Consider the following 16902-nt stretch of genomic DNA (forward strand, 5'->3'; position numbering starts at 1 on the left):
AAGGTCAGCCGTTGTGAGTGGAACAAGGACCGCGCTGAACCCGCCTGACGGCTCCAGGGCACCCGTCAGGCACCCCGACGCCCCGGCGCCCGGAGACGTGCTCGGCGGGCACTACGAGGGGTGTTTCGGCTGCGGCCAGGAGCACGGTCTGCGCCTTGAGATCCGGGCGGGGGACGGAGTGAGCGTCACGGCCGAGTTCACCGTGGACCCCATCCACCAGGGAGCGCCGGGCCTCGCCCACGGCGGGGTGCTGACCTCGGCGCTGGACGAGACGCTCGGCTCGCTCAGCTGGCTCCAGCGGGTGATCGCGGTGACCGGGCGGCTGGAGACGGACTTCCTCCGGCCGGTGCCCGTGGGCACCGTGCTGCATCTGGAAGCGCGGGTGACCGCGGTGCACGGACGCAAGATCTACTCCGAGGCCACGGGCCGGATCGGCGGCCCGGACGGCCCGGTCGCGGTGCGCGCCGCCGCGGTCTTCATAGAGGTCAAGGTCGACCACTTCCTCAAGAACGGCCGGCCGGCTGAGATCGACGCGGCGCTCGCCGATCCGGACCAGGTGAAGCTCGCGCGCGCGTTCGAGGTGAATCCATGAGCGCGCCGTGGTCGGAGAAGCTGCCGGCGAAGGGAACAAAGGCGAAGGTGAAGGCATGAGTGTGACGCCCGTAGACGTGTTGATCCGCAGGGTGGACCCCGAGGTGCCGATCCCCGCGTATGCCCACCCCGGCGATGCCGGTGCCGACCTCGTCACCACGGAGGCGGTCGAGCTCGCCCCCGGTGAGCGCGCCGTACTGCCGACCGGAGTGTCTATCGCGCTCCCGGACGGGTATGCCGCCTTCGTGCATCCGAGGTCCGGACTCGCCGCCCGCTGTGGGGTCGCCATGGTGAATGCGCCCGGGACCATCGATGCCGGGTACCGTGGAGAAATCAAGGTGATCGTGGTCAACCTGGACCCCCGCGAGAGCGTGCGGTTCGAGCGCCTCGACCGGGTCGCCCAACTGATCGTCCAGCAGGTCGAGAAGGTGCGCTTCCACGAGGTGGCGGAGCTTCCCGGTTCGGCGCGGGCCGACGGGGGCTTCGGGTCCACCGGCGGTCATGCCGCCGTGGACGGTTCAACGGGTAGGGCATCGGGTGGGAATAGGTACGCTTCGGTCGGTTCCGACCGGGAAGGACGATGACGTGTTCGGACGTCGCCGCAAGCGCAGCAAGGACGAGGACGTCGAGTCGCTCGACGTGGCCTCCGAGGAGTTGGCCGAGGATGCGGAGGACGCCGCGGATCCCGGAGAGGACGCCGTCGCCGAGAGGGTGAGCCTGCCCCCGGCGCCGCGCCCCGAAGGGCCGTGGGACGTATCCGAGGTACGTGAGCCCGGTGAGGGCCGGGTGGATCTGGGCGGCCTGTTCGTGCCCGGGGTCGAGGGCATGGAGCTGCGGGTGGAGGTCGCGGGCGACGCGATCGTCGCCGCGACGGTGGTGCTGCGGGACAGCGCCGTCCAGCTCCAGGGGTTCGCAGCGCCCAAGAAGGAAGGCATCTGGGGCGAGGTGCGCGACGAGATCGCCACCGGCATCACCCAGCAGGGCGGGGTCGTCGACGAGGTCGAGGGTCCGCTGGGCTGGGAGCTGCGCGCCCAGGTGCCGGTGCAGCTGCCCGACGGCAAGAACGGCGTGCAGGTCGTCCGCTTCGTCGGGGTGGACGGGCCGCGCTGGTTCCTGCGCGGGGTGATCTCCGGGCAGGGCGCGGTGCAGCCCGAGACCGGCAGCCTGCTGGAGGCGATCTTCCGGGACACGGTCGTGGTGCGCGGCGAGGGCCCGATGGCCCCGCGCGATCCGATCGTCCTCAAGCTGCCGGACGACGCGCAGATGGTGCCGGACGGGGTGCAGCAGGAGGAGGCGCAGGGCTCGCGGTTCGCGGGCGGCGCCGACCGGCTCCAGCGCGGTCCGGAGATCAGCGAGGTGCGCTGAGCGCCCGCCGCGCGCGGCCGTCGCCAGTCAGTCCGAGCCCGAGGGGCCCGGGAGCCAGGCTCCCGGGCCCCTCGGCTTGCCCGGGTGACCTGCGCTTTTCCTCGCAGCGGTTTTTTCTCGGGGTTTTTCTCGGATTTTTTCTCGGGTTTCTCTCGGGACACATTGAACACAGCCGTCACCCCGCCCGTACTGATGGGCGCGAGACCTTGCGCGACCCGGAGCAGGGGCAGGACGGGGCGCGACCAGTAGACCGTTGCTGTTTGTGACCTCACGAGGTGATCAGATGTCCCGTGGCCTTCCGTTACTGCACCGTCGGCGCGTCATAGTTGTCGGTGCCATCGGCGGTGTTACCTGCGCGGCTGTCGCCGTGGGAGCCGCCATGGCCGGGCAGGACGGCTCGGGAGCGAGCAACAACGCGAGCACCAAAGCGGCGTCCTCCATCAGCTGCCCCGACGTGACGGGCTCCCTTCCCGAGATCCCCGCCCAGGCCCAGGCGGAGGTGGACCGCAACCTGGCGCTGTTGCAGACGCAGATCGACGAGGCCAACAAGCGGCTGGCCTCAACGGTGGGGCAGGGCGGCCCGAACTTCGTCCAGAACGCGATCCTCGGCCCGCTGGCGGACAAGCGGAAGTCCACCCTGGACCGCATCGCGATCTCCATCGGCCGCCATGCCGAGAAGCCCCAGGGGCTGGACGCGCTCTCCGAGTGCGCCCTGGGCGCGGGCGGCGACGCGGGCGCGGGCGGCGACGCGGGCGCGGGCGGCGACGCGGGCGCCGGCGGCGACGCGGGCTCCGGCGCGGCGGAGCCGCCGGCGTCCGCCCCGGCCACGGCCGAGCCCACGGATCCGGGCTCCGGGGCGGAGGACGGCGCGGGCTCGGACGCCGGGGCCGGCTCGGGGACCGGGCAGGCGATCAGCTGCCCGGACGTCGCGTCGAAGGTCGGCGCGGTGCCCGCGGCCTCGCAGGCGGAGGTGGACCGCAACCTGACGCTGCTCCAGACGCAGATCGACGAGGCCAACAAGCGGCTGGCCTCGACGGTGGGCCAGGGCGGCCCGAACTTCGTCCAGAACGCGATCCTCGGCCCGCTGAAGGACAAGCGAGCCTCGACCATCGACCGCATCCGCATCTCGATCTCCCGCCAGGGCGCGACCGCCCCCTCTGGTCTCGACGCCCTGGCGGGCTGCTCGCTGGCCTCCGGCTGATTCCAGGTCGTCGGCAGAGCCTGACGCCAGCGGGCGCCGGTGGGCCGCACTCCCTCCCTCGGAGTGCGGCCCACCGGCCTTTTCATGCGTGCGTAAAGAACGTGCGTAAAGAAGGCGTCAATAGTGCGGTCATGGTCGTCAGGGAGGCATCAATAGCGATCAAAAGTGGTCGGAAGGGAGGTTCGTTATCGTTGAGAATCCCCAAGAGTCGTCAAGCGCTGACGCTCGTACGACCGGGAGTACCCGCACCACGGGAAACCCGCGCAACCAGGGGTAACGCCCGACGGGGAAAATGGGGCCATGAGACGCGGCAAGCTTCGGATCTATCTCGGCGCGGCGCCGGGCGTCGGCAAGACGTACGCCATGCTGTCCGAGGGGCACCGGCGGGCCGAGCGCGGCACCGACCTCGTCGTCGGCTTCGTCGAGCATCACGGCCGCCCCCGCACCCAGGTGATGCTGCGCGGTCTCGAAGAAGTGTCCCGCCGGAAGATGGAGTACCGCGAGGCCCTGTTCACCGAGATGGACGTGGACGCGGTCCTGGCCCGCCGCCCCGCCGTCGCCCTCGTCGACGAACTCGCCCACACCAACGTCCCCGGCTCCCGGAACGCCAAGCGCTGGCAGGACGTCGAGGAGCTGCTGCGGGCAGGCATTGATGTTGTTTCCAACCTCAACATCCAGCACCTGGAGTCGCTGGGCGACGTGGTGGAGTCGATCACGGGCGTGCGGCAGCGGGAGACCGTGCCCGACGAGGTCGTCCGCCGCGCCGACCAGATCGAGCTGGTCGACATGTCGCCCCAGGCGCTGCGCCGCCGGATGGCGCACGGCAACATCTACCAGCCCGACAAGGTCGACGCTGCGCTGTCCAACTACTTCCGGCCCGGCAACCTCACCGCGCTGCGCGAGCTGGCCCTGCTGTGGACGGCGGACCGGGTCGACGAGTACCTCCAGCAGTACCGCTCCGAGCACAGCATCCGCTCCACCTGGCAGGCCCGCGAGCGCATCGTCGTCGGCCTCACCGGCGGCCCCGAGGGGCGCACCCTCATCCGCCGCGCCGCCCGGATGGCGGCCAAGGGCTCGGGCAGCGAGGTGCTGGCCGTCTACGTCGCCCGCAGCGACGGCCTCGGCCTGACTTCCGTCTCGCCCAAGGAGCTCGCGATCCAGCGCACCCTCGTGGAGGACCTGGGCGGCACCTTCCACCATGTCATCGGGGAGGACATCCCCAGCGCGCTGCTGGACTTCGCGCGCGGGGTCAACGCCACCCAGATAGTCCTCGGCTCCAGCCGCCGCAAGACCTGGCAGTACATCTTCGGGCCGGGCGTGGGCGCCACCGTCGCCCGTGACTCCGGGCCCGACCTCGACGTGCACATCGTCACCCACGAGGAGGTCGCCAAGGGCCGCGGCCTGCCGGTCGCGCGCGGCGCCCGGCTCAGCCGCACCCGGCTGATCGCGGGCTGGCTGGTGGCGGTGGCCGGGCCGGTCCTGCTCACCGTGCTGCTCACCCACGTGGGCGGCGCGCTCGCCTCCGACAGCGGACCGGGCTTCGCCAACGAGGTGCTGCTGTTCCTGTTCCTCACCGTGGTGGCGGCGCTGCTCGGCGGGCTGCTGCCCGCCCTCGGCTCGGCGGCCGTGGGCTCGCTGCTGCTCAACTACTACTTCACCCCGCCCACCCACACCCTGACCATCGCCGACCCCCAGAACATCTTCGCCATCGCGGTCTTCGTCGCCGTGGCCGTCTGTGTGGCCTCCGTCGTCGACCTCGCCGCGCGCCGCACCCACCAGGCCGCCCGGCTGCGCGCCGAATCCGAGGTGCTGTCCTTCCTCGCGGGAAGCGTGCTGCGCGGCGAGACGAGCCTTACGGCGCTGCTGGAGCGGGTCCGCGAGACCTTCTCCATGGACTCCGTGGCGCTGCTGGAGCGGGAGAGCGACGTCGACCCCTGGACCTGCGCGGGCAGCGTCGGCGGCGGCGGGGGAGCGCCGCCGCCCGAGCGGCCCGAGGACGCGGACGTCGACATGCCGGTCGGCGACCACATGGCGCTCGCGCTCTCCGGCCGGGTGCTGCCCGCCGCCGACCGCCGGGTGCTCGCCGCCTTCGCCGCCCAGGCCGCCGTGGTCCTGGACCGGCAGCGGCTGGCCCTCGAGGCCGAGCGGGCCCGGGAGCTCGCCGAGGGCAACCGCATACGCACCGCGCTGCTGGCCGCCGTCAGCCACGATCTGCGCACCCCCCTGGCGGCCATCAAGGCGGCCGTGTCCTCGCTGCGCTCCGACGACGTCGCCTGGTCGCCCGAGGACGAGGCCGAGCTGCTGGAGGGCATCGAGGAGGGCGCCGACCGCCTCGACCACCTGGTCGGGAACCTCCTCGACATGTCCCGGCTCCAGACCGGCACCGTCACACCGCTGATCCGCGAGATCGACCTCGACGAGGTGGTGCCGATGGCCCTGGTCGGCGTCCCGGAGAGCGGCGTCAGCCTCGACATCCCCGAGGAGCTGCCGATGGTCGCGGTCGACCCCGGCCTGCTGGAGCGCAGCGTCGCCAACATCGTGGAGAACGCCGTGAAGTACAGCCCGGCCGGCCGGCCCGTCCTGGTGTCCGCGAGCGCCCTCGGCGACCGCGTCGAGCTGCGCGTCGCCGACCGCGGCCCCGGCGTCCCCGACAGCGCCAAGGACCGGATCTTCGAGCCCTTCCAGCGGTACGGCGACGCCCCGCGCGGCGCGGGGGTCGGCCTCGGGCTCGCGGTCGCCCGCGGCTTCGTGGAGGCGATGGGCGGCCGGCTGGCCGCCGAGGACACCCCGGGCGGCGGGATGACGATGGTGCTCACCCTGGCCGCCGCCGGCCGGGCGCCGGTCGGCTCCGGGCTGCCCGCCCAGGTCACCTCGTGATCAGCCACAATCGACCACAGCGGAGCGAAAGGCAGGCCGTCAGATGAACCGGGTGCTCGTGGTGGACGACGAGCCGCAGATCGTGCGCGCCCTCGTGATCAACCTGAAGGCGCGCAAGTACGAGGTCGACTCCGCCTCGGACGGCGCCACCGCCCTCCGGCTCGCCGCCACCCGCCACCCCGACGTGATCGTGCTCGACCTGGGCCTGCCCGACATGGACGGCGTCGAGGTGATCAAGGGGCTGCGCGGCTGGACCCGGGTGCCGATCCTCGTCCTCTCGGCCCGCCAGACCTCGGACGAGAAGGTCGAGGCGCTCGACGCCGGGGCCGACGACTATGTCACCAAGCCCTTCGGCATGGACGAGCTCCTGGCCCGGCTGCGCGCCGCCGTGCGCCGCGCCGAGCCCGCCGGGGCGGGCGGGGACGCCGCGGTGGTGGCGACCGAGGGGTTCACGGTCGACCTGGCCGCCAAGAAGGTCAACCGCGGCGGCGCGGACGTCCGGCTGACGCCCACCGAATGGCATCTGCTGGAGGTCCTGATCCGCAACACGGGCCGGCTGGTCAGTCAGAAGCAGCTGCTTCAGGAGGTCTGGGGCCCGTCGTACGGCACCGAGACCAACTATCTGCGGGTCTATATGGCCCAGCTGCGCCGCAAGCTGGAGGCCGACCCCTCGCACCCGCGCCACTTCGTCACCGAGCCGGGCATGGGCTACCGCTTCGAGCCATGAGCGCCCGTCCCGCGCCGTGAGCGCCCGTCCGCGCCGTGAGCGCCGGTTCGGGCCGTGCGCGCCGGTTGGGCGGCGACCCTGTGAGAGCGCCCCGGTACGCTGGCCGTATGAGTGTCCCAGACCAGCCACCCGGCAAGTCAGACAAGCCGGTCGGCCGCTTCCGGCGGATGCTGGACCGGCTTTCGACTTCCCAGGAGGAGCTTCACTCCGCGGAGCTTCAGCAGGACGCGGAGGCCGCCGGATGCACCAAGATCGGCGATTGCGGTGACCGGCAGATAGTCAAGGTGGCCGGTACACTGCGCACCGTCACACTGCGGCCGCGGGCCGGGGTGCCCGCGCTGGAGGCGGAGCTCTTCGACGGGACCGCCGCCCTGGACGTGGTGTGGCTGGGCCGCCGCTCCATCCTCGGGATCGAGCCCGGCCGCAGACTGATCGCCACCGGCCGGATCTCCATGAGCCACGGCCGCCGGGTGCTGTTCAACCCCAAGTACGAACTCCGACCGCTCGGACAGGAGTAGCCGGTGACGAGAGACGACGAGCCGACCGAGGCCGAAAAGCGGTCCGCCGCGCAGAGCAGAGCGGCGGCGGACACCGCGCTTCTGGAAGCGTTCGGCGGGGTGCGGGGCATGGTGGACACCACCGTTCCCGGACTGGTCTTCGTACTGCTCTACACGATCAAGCGCGACATCCACCTGGCGGCCCTGGCGTCGCTGGGGCTCACGGTGCTTCTCGCGCTCGCCCGGCTGATCCGCAAGGAGACCCTCAAGCACGCCTTCAGCGGGGTCTTCGGGGTCGCCTTCGGCGCGATCTTCGCGATGATGTCCGGCGACGCGAAGAACTTCTATCTGCCGGGCATGCTCTACACCCTGGGGCTGGCGGTCGCCTACGTCCTCTCGGCGATCTTCCGCTATCCGCTGATCGGCGTGCTGCTCGGGCCGATGCTCCGGGAGAACCTCTCCTGGCGCACCCGCAACCCCGGCCGGTTCCGCGCGTACACCAAGTCCACCTGGGCCTGGGGTCTCATCCTGCTCGCCAAGTCGGCGATCCTCTTCCCGCTGTACTGGTGGGGCGACGCCACCCAGCTCGGCTGGGTCAAGGTCGCGCTCGGCATTCCGCCGTTCCTGCTGGCCGTCTATCTGACGTGGATATTCCTGGCCAAGGCCCCGCCGCCGATCGACGTCATCGCGGAGATGGAGGCGGAGGAGAAGGCCGAGCAGGAGCGGGAGCGGGTGAAGGCCGAGGCGGAGAAGGCCGCCGACCCGCTGCTGGCGGAGTGGGCCGACCAGATCGTCGACGAGGCCCGGCAGGAATCCGCGGACCGGCGCCACCCGCCGCGCGCCTGAGCGCCCCGACACGTCACACGAAAGCGCCGGGCGGCCCGTAATCGGCCGCCCGGCGCTTTCGTTGTGTACGGGGGTGCGGTGGTGGCTAGGACGCGTCCGCGCGCTGGACGGACAGGAGCTCCTCCAACTGCTCCTCGCGGGCCTGGGCCGCGACGAAGAGAAGCTCGTCGCCCGCCTCCAGGACGTCGTCCTTGCTCGGGGTCAGCACGCGCGTGCCCCGGATGATGGTGACCAGCGAGGTGTCCTCCGGCCACTCCACGTCCCCGACCCGGGTGCCGGCCAGCGCCGCCTCCGGCGGCAGCGTCAGCTCCACCAGGTTGGCGTCGCCGTGGCTGAAGCGCAGCAGCCGGACCAGGTCGCCGACGCTCACCGCCTCCTCGACCAGCGCCGACATCAGCCGCGGCGTGGAAACCGCGACATCGACGCCCCACGCCTCGTTGAACAGCCACTCGTTCTTGGGGTTGTTGACCCGGGCGACCACCCGCGGCACCCCGTACTCGGTCTTCGCGAGCAGCGAGACGACCAGGTTGACCTTGTCGTCACCGGTCGCCGCGATCACCACGTTGCAGCGCTGCAGCGCGGCCTCGTCCAGTGAGGTGATCTCGCAGGCGTCGGCCAGCAGCCACTCGGCCTGCGGCACCCGCTCCACCGAGATGGCGGTCGGCGCCTTGTCGATGAGCAGCACCTCGTGCCCGTTCTCCAGCAGTTCGCCCGCGATGGAGCGCCCCACGGCGCCCGCCCCGGCAATCGCGACTCTCACAGCGCCTCCTCGTTCGCCCCGCCGCGCCAGCGGCTGATGTCACTGCCGCCCGCACGGCGCAGAGGCGCGGCTTTCGCTTTCGTCTGCGGCCCGGCTGCCGTGCGTGCTCCCCCAGCTACCGCTGGGAGGTGCCCCCTGCTCACCGTCCGGCCTCCTCAGGTCCCTCGTCAAAGGCCGCCTCGACCTTCTCGACCTCGTCGGTGCGCATCATCACGTGCACCAGGTCGCCCTCCTGCAACACCGTCTCCGAGGTCGGCAGCATCGCCTCGCCGAGCCGGGTGAGGAACGCGACGCGCACGCCGGTCTCCTCCTGAAGCCTGCTGACCTTGTGGCCCACCCAGGCGGGGGAGGTGTGCACCTCGGCGAGCTGCACCCCGCCGCTCGGGTCCCGCCACAGCGGCTCCGCGCCGGACGGCAGCAGCCGCCGCAGCATCTGGTCCGCGGTCCAGCGCACGGTGGCCACGGTCGGGATGCCGAGCCGCTGGTAGACCTCGGCGCGGCGGGGGTCGTAGATACGGGCCGCCACGTTCTCCACGCCGAACATCTCGCGCGCGACCCGCGCCGCGATGATGTTGGAGTTGTCGCCGCTGCTGACCGCGGCGAAGGCCCCGGCCTCCTCGATGCCGGCCTCGCGCAGGGTGTCCTGGTCGAAGCCGACGCCGGTCACCCGGCGCCCGCCGAAGCCCGCACCGAGGCGGCGGAAGGCGGTCGGGTCCTGGTCGACGACGGCGACGGTATGTCCCTGTCGCTCCAGGGTCTGGGCGAGCGCCGCACCCACCCGGCCGCAGCCCATGATCACGATATGCATGCGACTACCCCGCACTCCTCATTACCGTGCTGAACTGCACAAACACCCTGCTCACATCTTCCTTCCAGGCCTACGGGGTGACAGCGGGGCAAAAGGCCCGCGATGTCGATGCCGCGCGGCAGCGGAAAGCCGGCCGCCGCAACGTCTGTCACCACCGTATCCGCACTTGTGTGACGGCCCCGAGTCCCCTGCTCAGGTCCTGGTCGAGGCCGTGACCTATACGGCGTACAGGAGTCCCCGCCGCGCCGGGGCCCTGCCGGAACCGTCCCGGAACGCGCACTGCCGCTTGCGAACGTTCCGGGGGGTGCGCGAGGCGTCGCGCCGCGCGTCCGCGGCCTCCGTGGTCGGCGTGTCGCCGGGTGCCGGGACGCGGGGCGGGGTGGCATCGCGGCTCGACGGCGGGGTGGTCGTATTTGTCCCGGGCTGAGGCATCACCATCTCCCCGCCGCCTTCCCGATCTTCATGGGATCTTCACCAGAAACGGCAATCATGGCCCCGCAGTTCGAATGTTGATGCGCGCATCGGACGTCTGGTCACCGGCGTGGCTAAGATGATCGCCGTATTCCGTTTCCGGACGGGACATCAGGGCACTGAACCGTTCCTTCCGCGCCCGCGTTCTCCTGCACGAGGATTCTGATGACAGATCACATATCGGAGGCGGTGAGCTGGTGCCTGGCCGTCGTCGTGCTCGTCGTCTTCGTCCTGCTGATACGCCAGCGAACGATCAACGCCGGCGTGCGCAGGCGTAACGCCACACTCGAGGACAACCTGAGGGCGCGCGACGAGGAGCTTCAGCATCTCCTCGAGATGCGCCTCCCGGTCATCGCGGACACGCTCAGCCAACCCTCGCCGCTGCCCGGGCTGAGGGACGAAAGGCTGGCCGGCACCGCCTTCGCGCAGAGTCTGCACGGGGTCGTGGAGCTGTTCACCCGCGCGGTGGACAAGGCACAGGCGAGGGCCGACGCCTCGGCGAAGGCGGCGCTCAAGGCGTCGATGCGCGCCCTCCAGGGTCTGGCCAATGAGCAGCAGCTGTCGATCTCCCAGATGCAGGACCGGCACGACAACCCCGATGTGCTCCGGGACCTCCTGGAGATCGACCACTCCAACTCCCAGTTCGGCCGCCGCGCCCAGGCCATCGCCGTGCTGTGCGGGTCCTGGCCCGGCCGTCAGCGGATCTCCTCCCCGGTGACCGATGTCGTACGGGGCGCCAAGTCCCGGATCCGTGACTACCGCCGGGTCCAGGTGCACGCCCTGGTCGACGTCGCCGTGGTGAGCCGGGCGGTGGAGCCGGTCGTGCTCGCCGTCGCCGAGCTGCTGGACAACGCCGCCCGCCACTCGCAGCCCAACACCAACGTCGAGGTCAGCCTCCAGCCGGTGCACAACGGCGCGGTCATCGTGATCGACGACGCCGGCGTCGGCATGGACGGCCTGGAGGTGCAGCGCGCCGCCGGGCTGCTGTCCGGCGAGCGCGCCGTCGACGTCGCCCGGCTCGGCGACCCGCCCCAGTTCGGCTTCGCCGTCATCGGCCTGCTCGCCGCGCGGTACGGCTTCAGCGTCTCCGTCGACACCAGGTCCCCGTACGGCGGTGTGCGCGCCGTGCTCTTCCTCCCCACCGCGCTGCTCACCCACGTCGACGCCGAGGACCAGGGCAGCGGGCAGCAGGCCGTGCCGCAGGAGCCCCAGCAGTCGTCCCTGCACACCATCCCCTCCCTGCCCACCCGCAAGACCCGCGCCGCCCGCCGGACCGAGCCGCCCGCGGAGCAGGTGCCCCAGCAGCAGGTGCCCCAGCCGGGGGTGCCGCCGCAGCGGACGCCCCAGCGGCCCGCGCCGCAGCCGTCCGCGCCGCAGCCGTCCGCGCCCGCCCCGGAGGCCCAGCCCCCGTCCGGGCTGGACCACCCGTCCGAGATCGACGAAGCGTCACGTACCTACGGCTCGACGGCCGGCGGGCTGCCCAAGCGCCGCCGCCGGCAGCCCATCGCCCAGTCGGCGGACGACTGGCCCACGAGCACCCCGGAGCCCGAGACCGGCTCGCACCGCGTCCGTTCGGCCGAGGAGACGGCCCAGCGCATGGGGGCCTTCGCACGCGGCACCCGCACCGGCCGCTCCGACAACCAGGGCGCCGACCCCCAAACCGAAGAAGGGAATCGCCAGGCATGAACGACCACATAAACAACGAGCTGGGCTGGATGCTCGACGAGGTCGTGAAGATGCCGGAGGCACGGCACGCGATCCTGCTCTCGGCAGACGGGATGCTGCGGGCCTACTCCGAGGGCATCGCACGGGACGAGGCGGAGCGCCAGGCCGCGGCGCTCTCCGGCCTCCAGTCGATCAGCCGCTCCACCGCCGAGTTCTGCGAGCGGGAGGAGACGCCCTGGCAGCAGACGCTCGTCGAGTTCGCCGGCGGCTATGTCTTCCTCATCGCCGCCGGCCCCGGCGCGTACCTCGCCGTCTCCGCCACCGAGTCCGTGGACATGGAGGCGGTCAGCTACCGGATGCAGAAGCTGGTCGACCGGCTCGGTAAGGAGCTGACCAGCCCGCCGCGCCAGGGCGCCACCCGACAGGGCATCGGCAGCCCGGCATGACCCCGGCCCGGCGCGAACGAGGACTGGTACGGCCGTATGTCGTGACCGACGGCCGTGCCTATCCGACCCGCAACACCTTCGACCTGGTGACGCTGGTCATGGCGCACACCGACCGGCCGCTCGCCGGCCTCAGTCCCGAGAAGCGCCGGCTGATGGAACTGTGCCTCGGCGGCGCCCTCTCGGTCGCCGAGGTCGCCGGGTATCTGCAACTGCCGGTCAGCGTCACCAAGGTCCTGCTCGGCGACCTCGTGGACAGTGGCCACATCACCACGCGGTCGCCCATCCCCACGGCCGACCTGCCCGACATCCAGCTTCTGCAGGAGGTGCTCGATGGACTCCGCGCTCGCCTCTGAGAAGGCGGTCTATCTGCCGCAGACGGTGCGAACGGCGGTGAAGCTGCTGGTCGTCGGGCACTTCGCCGTCGGCAAGACCACCTACGTCGGCTCGCTGTCGGAGATCAAGCCGCTGCGCACCGAGGAGACGATGACCCAGGCCGGGGCGCTCGTCGACGACCTCGCCGGGATCGAGGACAAGACGACCACCACCGTCGCCATGGACTTCGGCCGCCTCACCCTGAGCGACACCCTGGTCCTGTACCTGTTCGGCGCCCCCGGACAGCGGCGCTTCACCCGGCTGTGGCAGGACATGACGCGCGGCGCCCTGGGCGCCCTGGTCCTCGCCGACACCCGGCGGCTCGACCAGTCCTTCCCGGTGATGGCCATCCTGGAGGAGCACTCCCTCCCGTACGCGGTCGCCGTCAACCACTTCGAGGGGGCGCCGCGCTTCGCCGAGGCGGAGGTCCGGGAAGCACTCGATCTGCTCCCCGAGACCCCGCTCGTCACCTGTGACGCCCGGGACCGGGTCTCCTCGACCCACGCCCTGATCGCTCTTGTGCAGTACCTGCAGAACCGCCAGGCCCAGACTTCCCAGGAGCATGCGTGACCCACCGCCCCGACGTCGAGGCCGTCGCCGGAGCCATGCCGCCACCGGGCTGTCCCGCGCACGCGGGCCACCCCGGAGCCGGCAGCCCCGGCCGCCCCGCCGCCCAGGGCCTGCCCCTGTACGGACCCGACTTCGCCGCCGACCCGCACGCTCACTACGAGCGGCTCCGCCGATACGGGCCCATCGCCCCGGTCGAGCTGTCTCCCGGGGTCGAGGCGTACCTGATCACCAGCTACTCCCTCGCGCTGGAGGTGCTGCGCGACACCGAGCGGTTCGCCAAGGACCCCCGCGGCTGGCGCGCGCTGAACGAGGGACGGATCCCGCCGGACAGCCCGGTGGGCCCGATGATGATGTACCGCAACAACGCCCTGTTCAACGACGGCGAGGCCCATGCCCGGCTGCGCGGCGCGATCACCGACAGCCTCACCCGGCTGGACCCGTACGCGCTGAGCGAGTACGTCGAGCGCAGCGCCGACACGCTGATCAACCACTTCGCCGACAAGGGCGAGGCGGATCTGCTCAGTGAGTACGCCGCGGCCATCCCGCTGCTCGTGTTCAACCAGCTCTTCGGTTACCCCGCCGAACACGGGCTGCGCCTGGTCGGGATCATGGCGAAGCTCTTCGACAGCGGCGAGGACGCGGTGGAGGCCAACCAGGAGCTGATGGACTACATGGCGGGCCTGATCGCCACCAAGCGCGACCGGCCCGGAGCCGACATCACCTCGTGGATGCTGGCCCACCCCTCCCGGCTGGGGGACGACGAGCTGCTCCAGCAGCTCTCGCTGATCATGGCCGCCGGGACCGAGCCCCAGCTGAACCTGATCGCCAATGCGCTGCTGCTGCTGCTCTCCGACGACCGGTTCGCGGGTGAGCTCTCCGGGGGCAGCATGCCCGTCCAGGACGCCATCGACGAGGTCCTGTGGACCGACCCTCCGCTGGCCAACTTCGGGACCCGGTTCGCCCGCCGCGACCTGGACCTCGCGGGGGTGCGGATCCGCCAGGGCGAGCCGATCCTCACCAGCTACGCCGCGGCCAACACGGACCCCGAGCTGACCTCCGACGGCCGCCTCGGCAACCGCGCCCACCTCGCCTGGAGTATCGGCGCCCACCGCTGCCCCGCCGAGAGCCCGGCCCGGGTGATCGCCTCGGTCGCCATCGAGAAGCTCCTGGACCGGCTCCCGGACGTGGAACTGGCCGTGCCGGCCCACCAGCTGGCCTGGCGTCCCGGCCCCTTCCACCGCGCGCTGGCGGAGCTGCCCGTCCGCTTCCCTGTCACGACCGGGCTCGTCCCGGCGGCTGTCTCCGCGCCCGCCCAGACGGCCGCCCCGGCAGGGATCCCCCAGCAGCCCCGCGGGCCCCAGGAGAACGGCCGGCGGACACCCGCCGAGCCCGTCTCCTCGCCGTCGGCTCCGCCCGCCGAGCCGAGCCGGACCCCGTCCGAGCACGGGGCCCAGCGGCGCCGCTGGGGCGCCTTCGCGGCCTGGTGGCGCGGGCAGTGAGCAGCGACTCCGCCGCCCACCCCCGACGTGGGGTGGGCGGCGGGACGGGCGACCGCTTACGATCCTCTCCGTGTCCAAACTGACCGACGTTCCTAAACGGATCCTGATCGGGCGGGCGCTGCGCAGCGACAAGCTGGGAGAGACACTCCTCCCCAAGCGCATCGCGCTCCCCGTCTTCGCCTCCGACCCGCTGTCCTCCGTCGCATACGCGCCAGGGCAGGTGATGATCGTTCTCTCGGTCGCGGGGGCGTCGGCTTACAACTACAGCCCATGGATCACCGTCGCGATCATCGTGCTGATGTTCACGGTGGTCGCCTCGTACCGCCAGAACGTGCACGCCTACCCCAGCGGCGGCGGGGACTACGAGGTCGCCAACACGAACCTCGGCCCCCGGGCGGGGCTCACCGTGGCCAGCGCCCTGCTGGTCGACTATGTGCTCACCGTGGCGGTGTCGATCTCCTCCGGCGTGGAGAACCTGGGGTCCGCGGTCCCCTTCATCGTCGAGCACAAAGCGGCGTTCGCGATCGCCATCATCCTGCTGCTGACCCTGATGAACCTGCGCGGAGTGCGCGAGTCCGGCAAGCTGTTCGCGATCCCCACCTATGTCTTCGTCGCGGGCGTCTTCATCATGATCGCCTGGGGCGCCTACCGCGGACTCGTCCTCGGCGACGACATGAAGGCTCCCACCGCCGGCTACGAGATCAAGGCCGAGCACACCGGGCTCGCCGGATTCGCGCTGGTCTTCCTGCTGCTGCGGGCCTTCTCCGACGGCTGTGCCGCGCTCACCGGCGTCGAGGCGATCAGCAACGGCGTGCCCGCCTTCCGCAAGCCCAAGAGCCGGAACGCCGCCACCACGCTGGCGCTGATGGGCGGCCTCGCCGTCACCATGTTCTGCGGGATCATCGCCCTGGCGATGACCACCGATGTGAAGATGGCCGAGGACCCGGCCAGGGACCTGCTGAAGCAGGGCGTGGCACTCGGCGAGGGCTACACCCAGGACCCGGTGATCACCCAGGTCGCGGCGGCCGTCTTCGGCGACGGCTCCCTGCTGTTCGTGGTGCTGGCCGCGGCCACCGCGCTGGTGCTGTTCCTGGCCGCCAACACCGCGTACAACGGCTTCCCGCTGCTCGGCTCGATCCTCGCCCAGGACCGCTATCTGCCGCGCCAGCTGCACACCCGCGGCGACCGGCTCGCCTTCTCCAACGGCATCGTGCTGCTCGCCGGGGCAGCCGCCATCCTGGTCTACATCTACGGCGCGGACTCGACCCGGCTGATCCAGCTCTACATCGTCGGCGTCTTCGTCTCCTTCACGCTCAGCCAGACCGGCATGGTGCGGCACTGGAACCGCCATCTGCGGACCGAGCAGGACCCCGCCGCGCGCCGCCGGATGCTCCGCTCGCGCGCGATCAACACCTTCGGCGCCTTCTTCACCGGCCTGGTGCTGGTCGTGGTGCTGCTGACCAAGTTCACCCACGGCGCCTGGGTCGCCCTGCTCGGCATGGTCGTCTTCTACGGGCTGATGAGCGCGATCCGCCGCCACTACGACAGCGTCTCCGGCGAGCTGTCGGCCTACGAGGACGACGAGGACGAGACGACCGTGCGCCCCTCCCGGGTGCACTCCATCGTCCTCGTCTCCAAGATCCACAAGCCCACGCTGCGCGCCCTGGCCTACGCCAAGCTGATGCGCTCCCACAAGCTGGAGGCGCTGAGCGTCAGCGTGGACCCGGCCGAGACCAAGGCGCTCCAGGCCGAGTGGACCGAGCGCGGCATCGACGTCCCCCTCAAGATCCTCGACTCGCCCTACCGCGAGATCACCCGGCCGGCCATCGAGTACGTCAAGAGCCTGCGCCGGGAGAGCCCGCGCGACGTGATCTCCGTCTACATCCCGGAGTACGTGGTCGGCCGCTGGTACGAGCACCTGCTGCACAACCAGAGCGCGCTGCGGCTCAAGGGCCGGCTGCTGTTCACCCCGGGCGTGATGGTGACCTCGGTGCCCTGGCAGCTGGACTCCTCCGAGCTGGCCCGCAAGCGCGCCCGCAAGCGGGCCGAGTGGCATGCGCCGGGCGCGGTGCGCCGCGGCCCGGTGGGACAGCCGAAGGCCGCGGACAAGGCAAAAGCCGATAAGGCAAAAGCAGACAAGGCGAGGGTCGGCGGCGGGCAGCCGAGGGCCTAGACTGGTGGGCTGATCGGTGGACGCTCTCGTCCAC

The 16902-nt window shown here is 71.5% G+C and carries 16 protein-coding genes; 14 read left to right on the forward strand and 2 right to left on the reverse strand.

All coding sequences use genetic code 11. The features are described from left to right. Positions 1 to 13: 13 nt before the first annotated feature. The 8 genes from ACZ4WQ_RS21550 to ACZ4WQ_RS21585 all read left to right on the forward strand — a co-directional run bounded on the left by ACZ4WQ_RS21550 (position 14) and on the right by ACZ4WQ_RS21585 (position 8104). Positions 14 to 592 (forward strand): PaaI family thioesterase, encoded by a 579-nt coding sequence (locus ACZ4WQ_RS21550; RefSeq protein ID WP_311723750.1) that lies wholly within the window; start codon positions 14 to 16, stop codon positions 590 to 592. A gap of 55 nt (positions 593 to 647) precedes the next feature. Beyond that, positions 648 to 1175, forward strand: coding sequence for a dUTP diphosphatase (dut, locus tag ACZ4WQ_RS21555; protein ID WP_311723749.1), 528 nt, complete (start codon positions 648 to 650; stop codon positions 1173 to 1175). Position 1176: 1 nt separating this feature from the next. Beyond that, on the forward strand, positions 1177 to 1956 hold the full coding sequence (locus tag ACZ4WQ_RS21560; RefSeq protein ID WP_311723748.1) for a DUF3710 domain-containing protein: 780 nt from the start codon (positions 1177 to 1179) through the stop codon (positions 1954 to 1956). A gap of 283 nt (positions 1957 to 2239) precedes the next feature. Next, on the forward strand, positions 2240 to 3157 hold the full coding sequence (locus ACZ4WQ_RS21565; protein WP_398373693.1) for a hypothetical protein: 918 nt from the start codon (positions 2240 to 2242) through the stop codon (positions 3155 to 3157). Between the two features lie 300 nt (positions 3158 to 3457). After that, positions 3458 to 6034, forward strand: coding sequence for a sensor histidine kinase KdpD (locus ACZ4WQ_RS21570; RefSeq protein WP_311723746.1), 2577 nt, complete (start codon positions 3458 to 3460; stop codon positions 6032 to 6034). Positions 6035 to 6077: 43 nt separating this feature from the next. Continuing rightward, positions 6078 to 6761, forward strand: coding sequence for a response regulator (locus ACZ4WQ_RS21575; protein WP_311723745.1), 684 nt, complete (start codon positions 6078 to 6080; stop codon positions 6759 to 6761). 107 nt (positions 6762 to 6868) lie between these two features. Next, complete coding sequence (locus ACZ4WQ_RS21580; protein ID WP_311723744.1) at positions 6869 to 7279, forward strand: OB-fold nucleic acid binding domain-containing protein; 411 nt, start codon at positions 6869 to 6871, stop codon at positions 7277 to 7279. Between the two features lie 3 nt (positions 7280 to 7282). Next, positions 7283 to 8104, forward strand: a complete 822-nt coding sequence (locus ACZ4WQ_RS21585) for a DUF3159 domain-containing protein (RefSeq protein ID WP_385346203.1) — start codon at positions 7283 to 7285, stop codon at positions 8102 to 8104. An 85-nt stretch (positions 8105 to 8189) separates the two neighbouring features. Here ACZ4WQ_RS21585 and ACZ4WQ_RS21590 read toward each other — a convergent pair whose 3' ends face one another. Then, on the reverse strand, positions 8190 to 8864 hold the full coding sequence (locus tag ACZ4WQ_RS21590; protein WP_311723742.1) for a potassium channel family protein: 675 nt from the start codon (positions 8862 to 8864) through the stop codon (positions 8190 to 8192). Between the two features lie 139 nt (positions 8865 to 9003). After that, a complete protein-coding gene (locus tag ACZ4WQ_RS21595; RefSeq protein WP_311723741.1) occupies positions 9004 to 9672 on the reverse strand; it encodes a potassium channel family protein in 669 nt (222 codons plus the stop codon). Between the two features lie 636 nt (positions 9673 to 10308). Here ACZ4WQ_RS21595 and ACZ4WQ_RS21600 point away from each other — a divergent pair. The 6 genes from ACZ4WQ_RS21600 to ACZ4WQ_RS21625 all read left to right on the forward strand — a co-directional run bounded on the left by ACZ4WQ_RS21600 (position 10309) and on the right by ACZ4WQ_RS21625 (position 16868). Next, positions 10309 to 11829: an ATP-binding protein gene (locus ACZ4WQ_RS21600; protein WP_385346201.1), complete on the forward strand. Its 1521-nt coding sequence runs from the start codon at positions 10309 to 10311 to the stop codon at positions 11827 to 11829. Then, entirely contained in the window at positions 11826 to 12254 is a 429-nt protein-coding gene (locus ACZ4WQ_RS21605) for a roadblock/LC7 domain-containing protein (protein ID WP_311723739.1), read from the forward strand. The genes ACZ4WQ_RS21600 and ACZ4WQ_RS21605 overlap by 4 nt, the downstream gene beginning before the upstream one ends. Beyond that, positions 12251 to 12607 carry a DUF742 domain-containing protein gene (locus ACZ4WQ_RS21610; RefSeq protein WP_311723738.1) on the forward strand — a complete coding sequence of 119 codons (357 nt, stop codon included), beginning with the start codon at positions 12251 to 12253 and terminating at the stop codon, positions 12605 to 12607. Before ACZ4WQ_RS21605 ends, ACZ4WQ_RS21610 begins: the two co-directional genes overlap by 4 nt. After that, positions 12585 to 13196, forward strand: a complete 612-nt coding sequence (locus tag ACZ4WQ_RS21615; RefSeq protein ID WP_311723737.1) for a GTP-binding protein — start codon at positions 12585 to 12587, stop codon at positions 13194 to 13196. Before ACZ4WQ_RS21610 ends, ACZ4WQ_RS21615 begins: the two co-directional genes overlap by 23 nt. Then, the gene (locus ACZ4WQ_RS21620; RefSeq protein WP_311723736.1) at positions 13193 to 14695 is read left to right on the forward strand and encodes a cytochrome P450; all 1503 of its coding nucleotides are present in this window, start codon (positions 13193 to 13195) and stop codon (positions 14693 to 14695) included. The genes ACZ4WQ_RS21615 and ACZ4WQ_RS21620 overlap by 4 nt, the downstream gene beginning before the upstream one ends. Before the next feature lie 70 nt (positions 14696 to 14765). Next, positions 14766 to 16868 carry an APC family permease gene (locus ACZ4WQ_RS21625; RefSeq protein ID WP_311723735.1) on the forward strand — a complete coding sequence of 701 codons (2103 nt, stop codon included), beginning with the start codon at positions 14766 to 14768 and terminating at the stop codon, positions 16866 to 16868. Positions 16869 to 16902 lie beyond the last annotated feature (34 nt).

It is taken from the genome of Streptomyces sp. NPDC028305 (assembly GCF_055569495.1).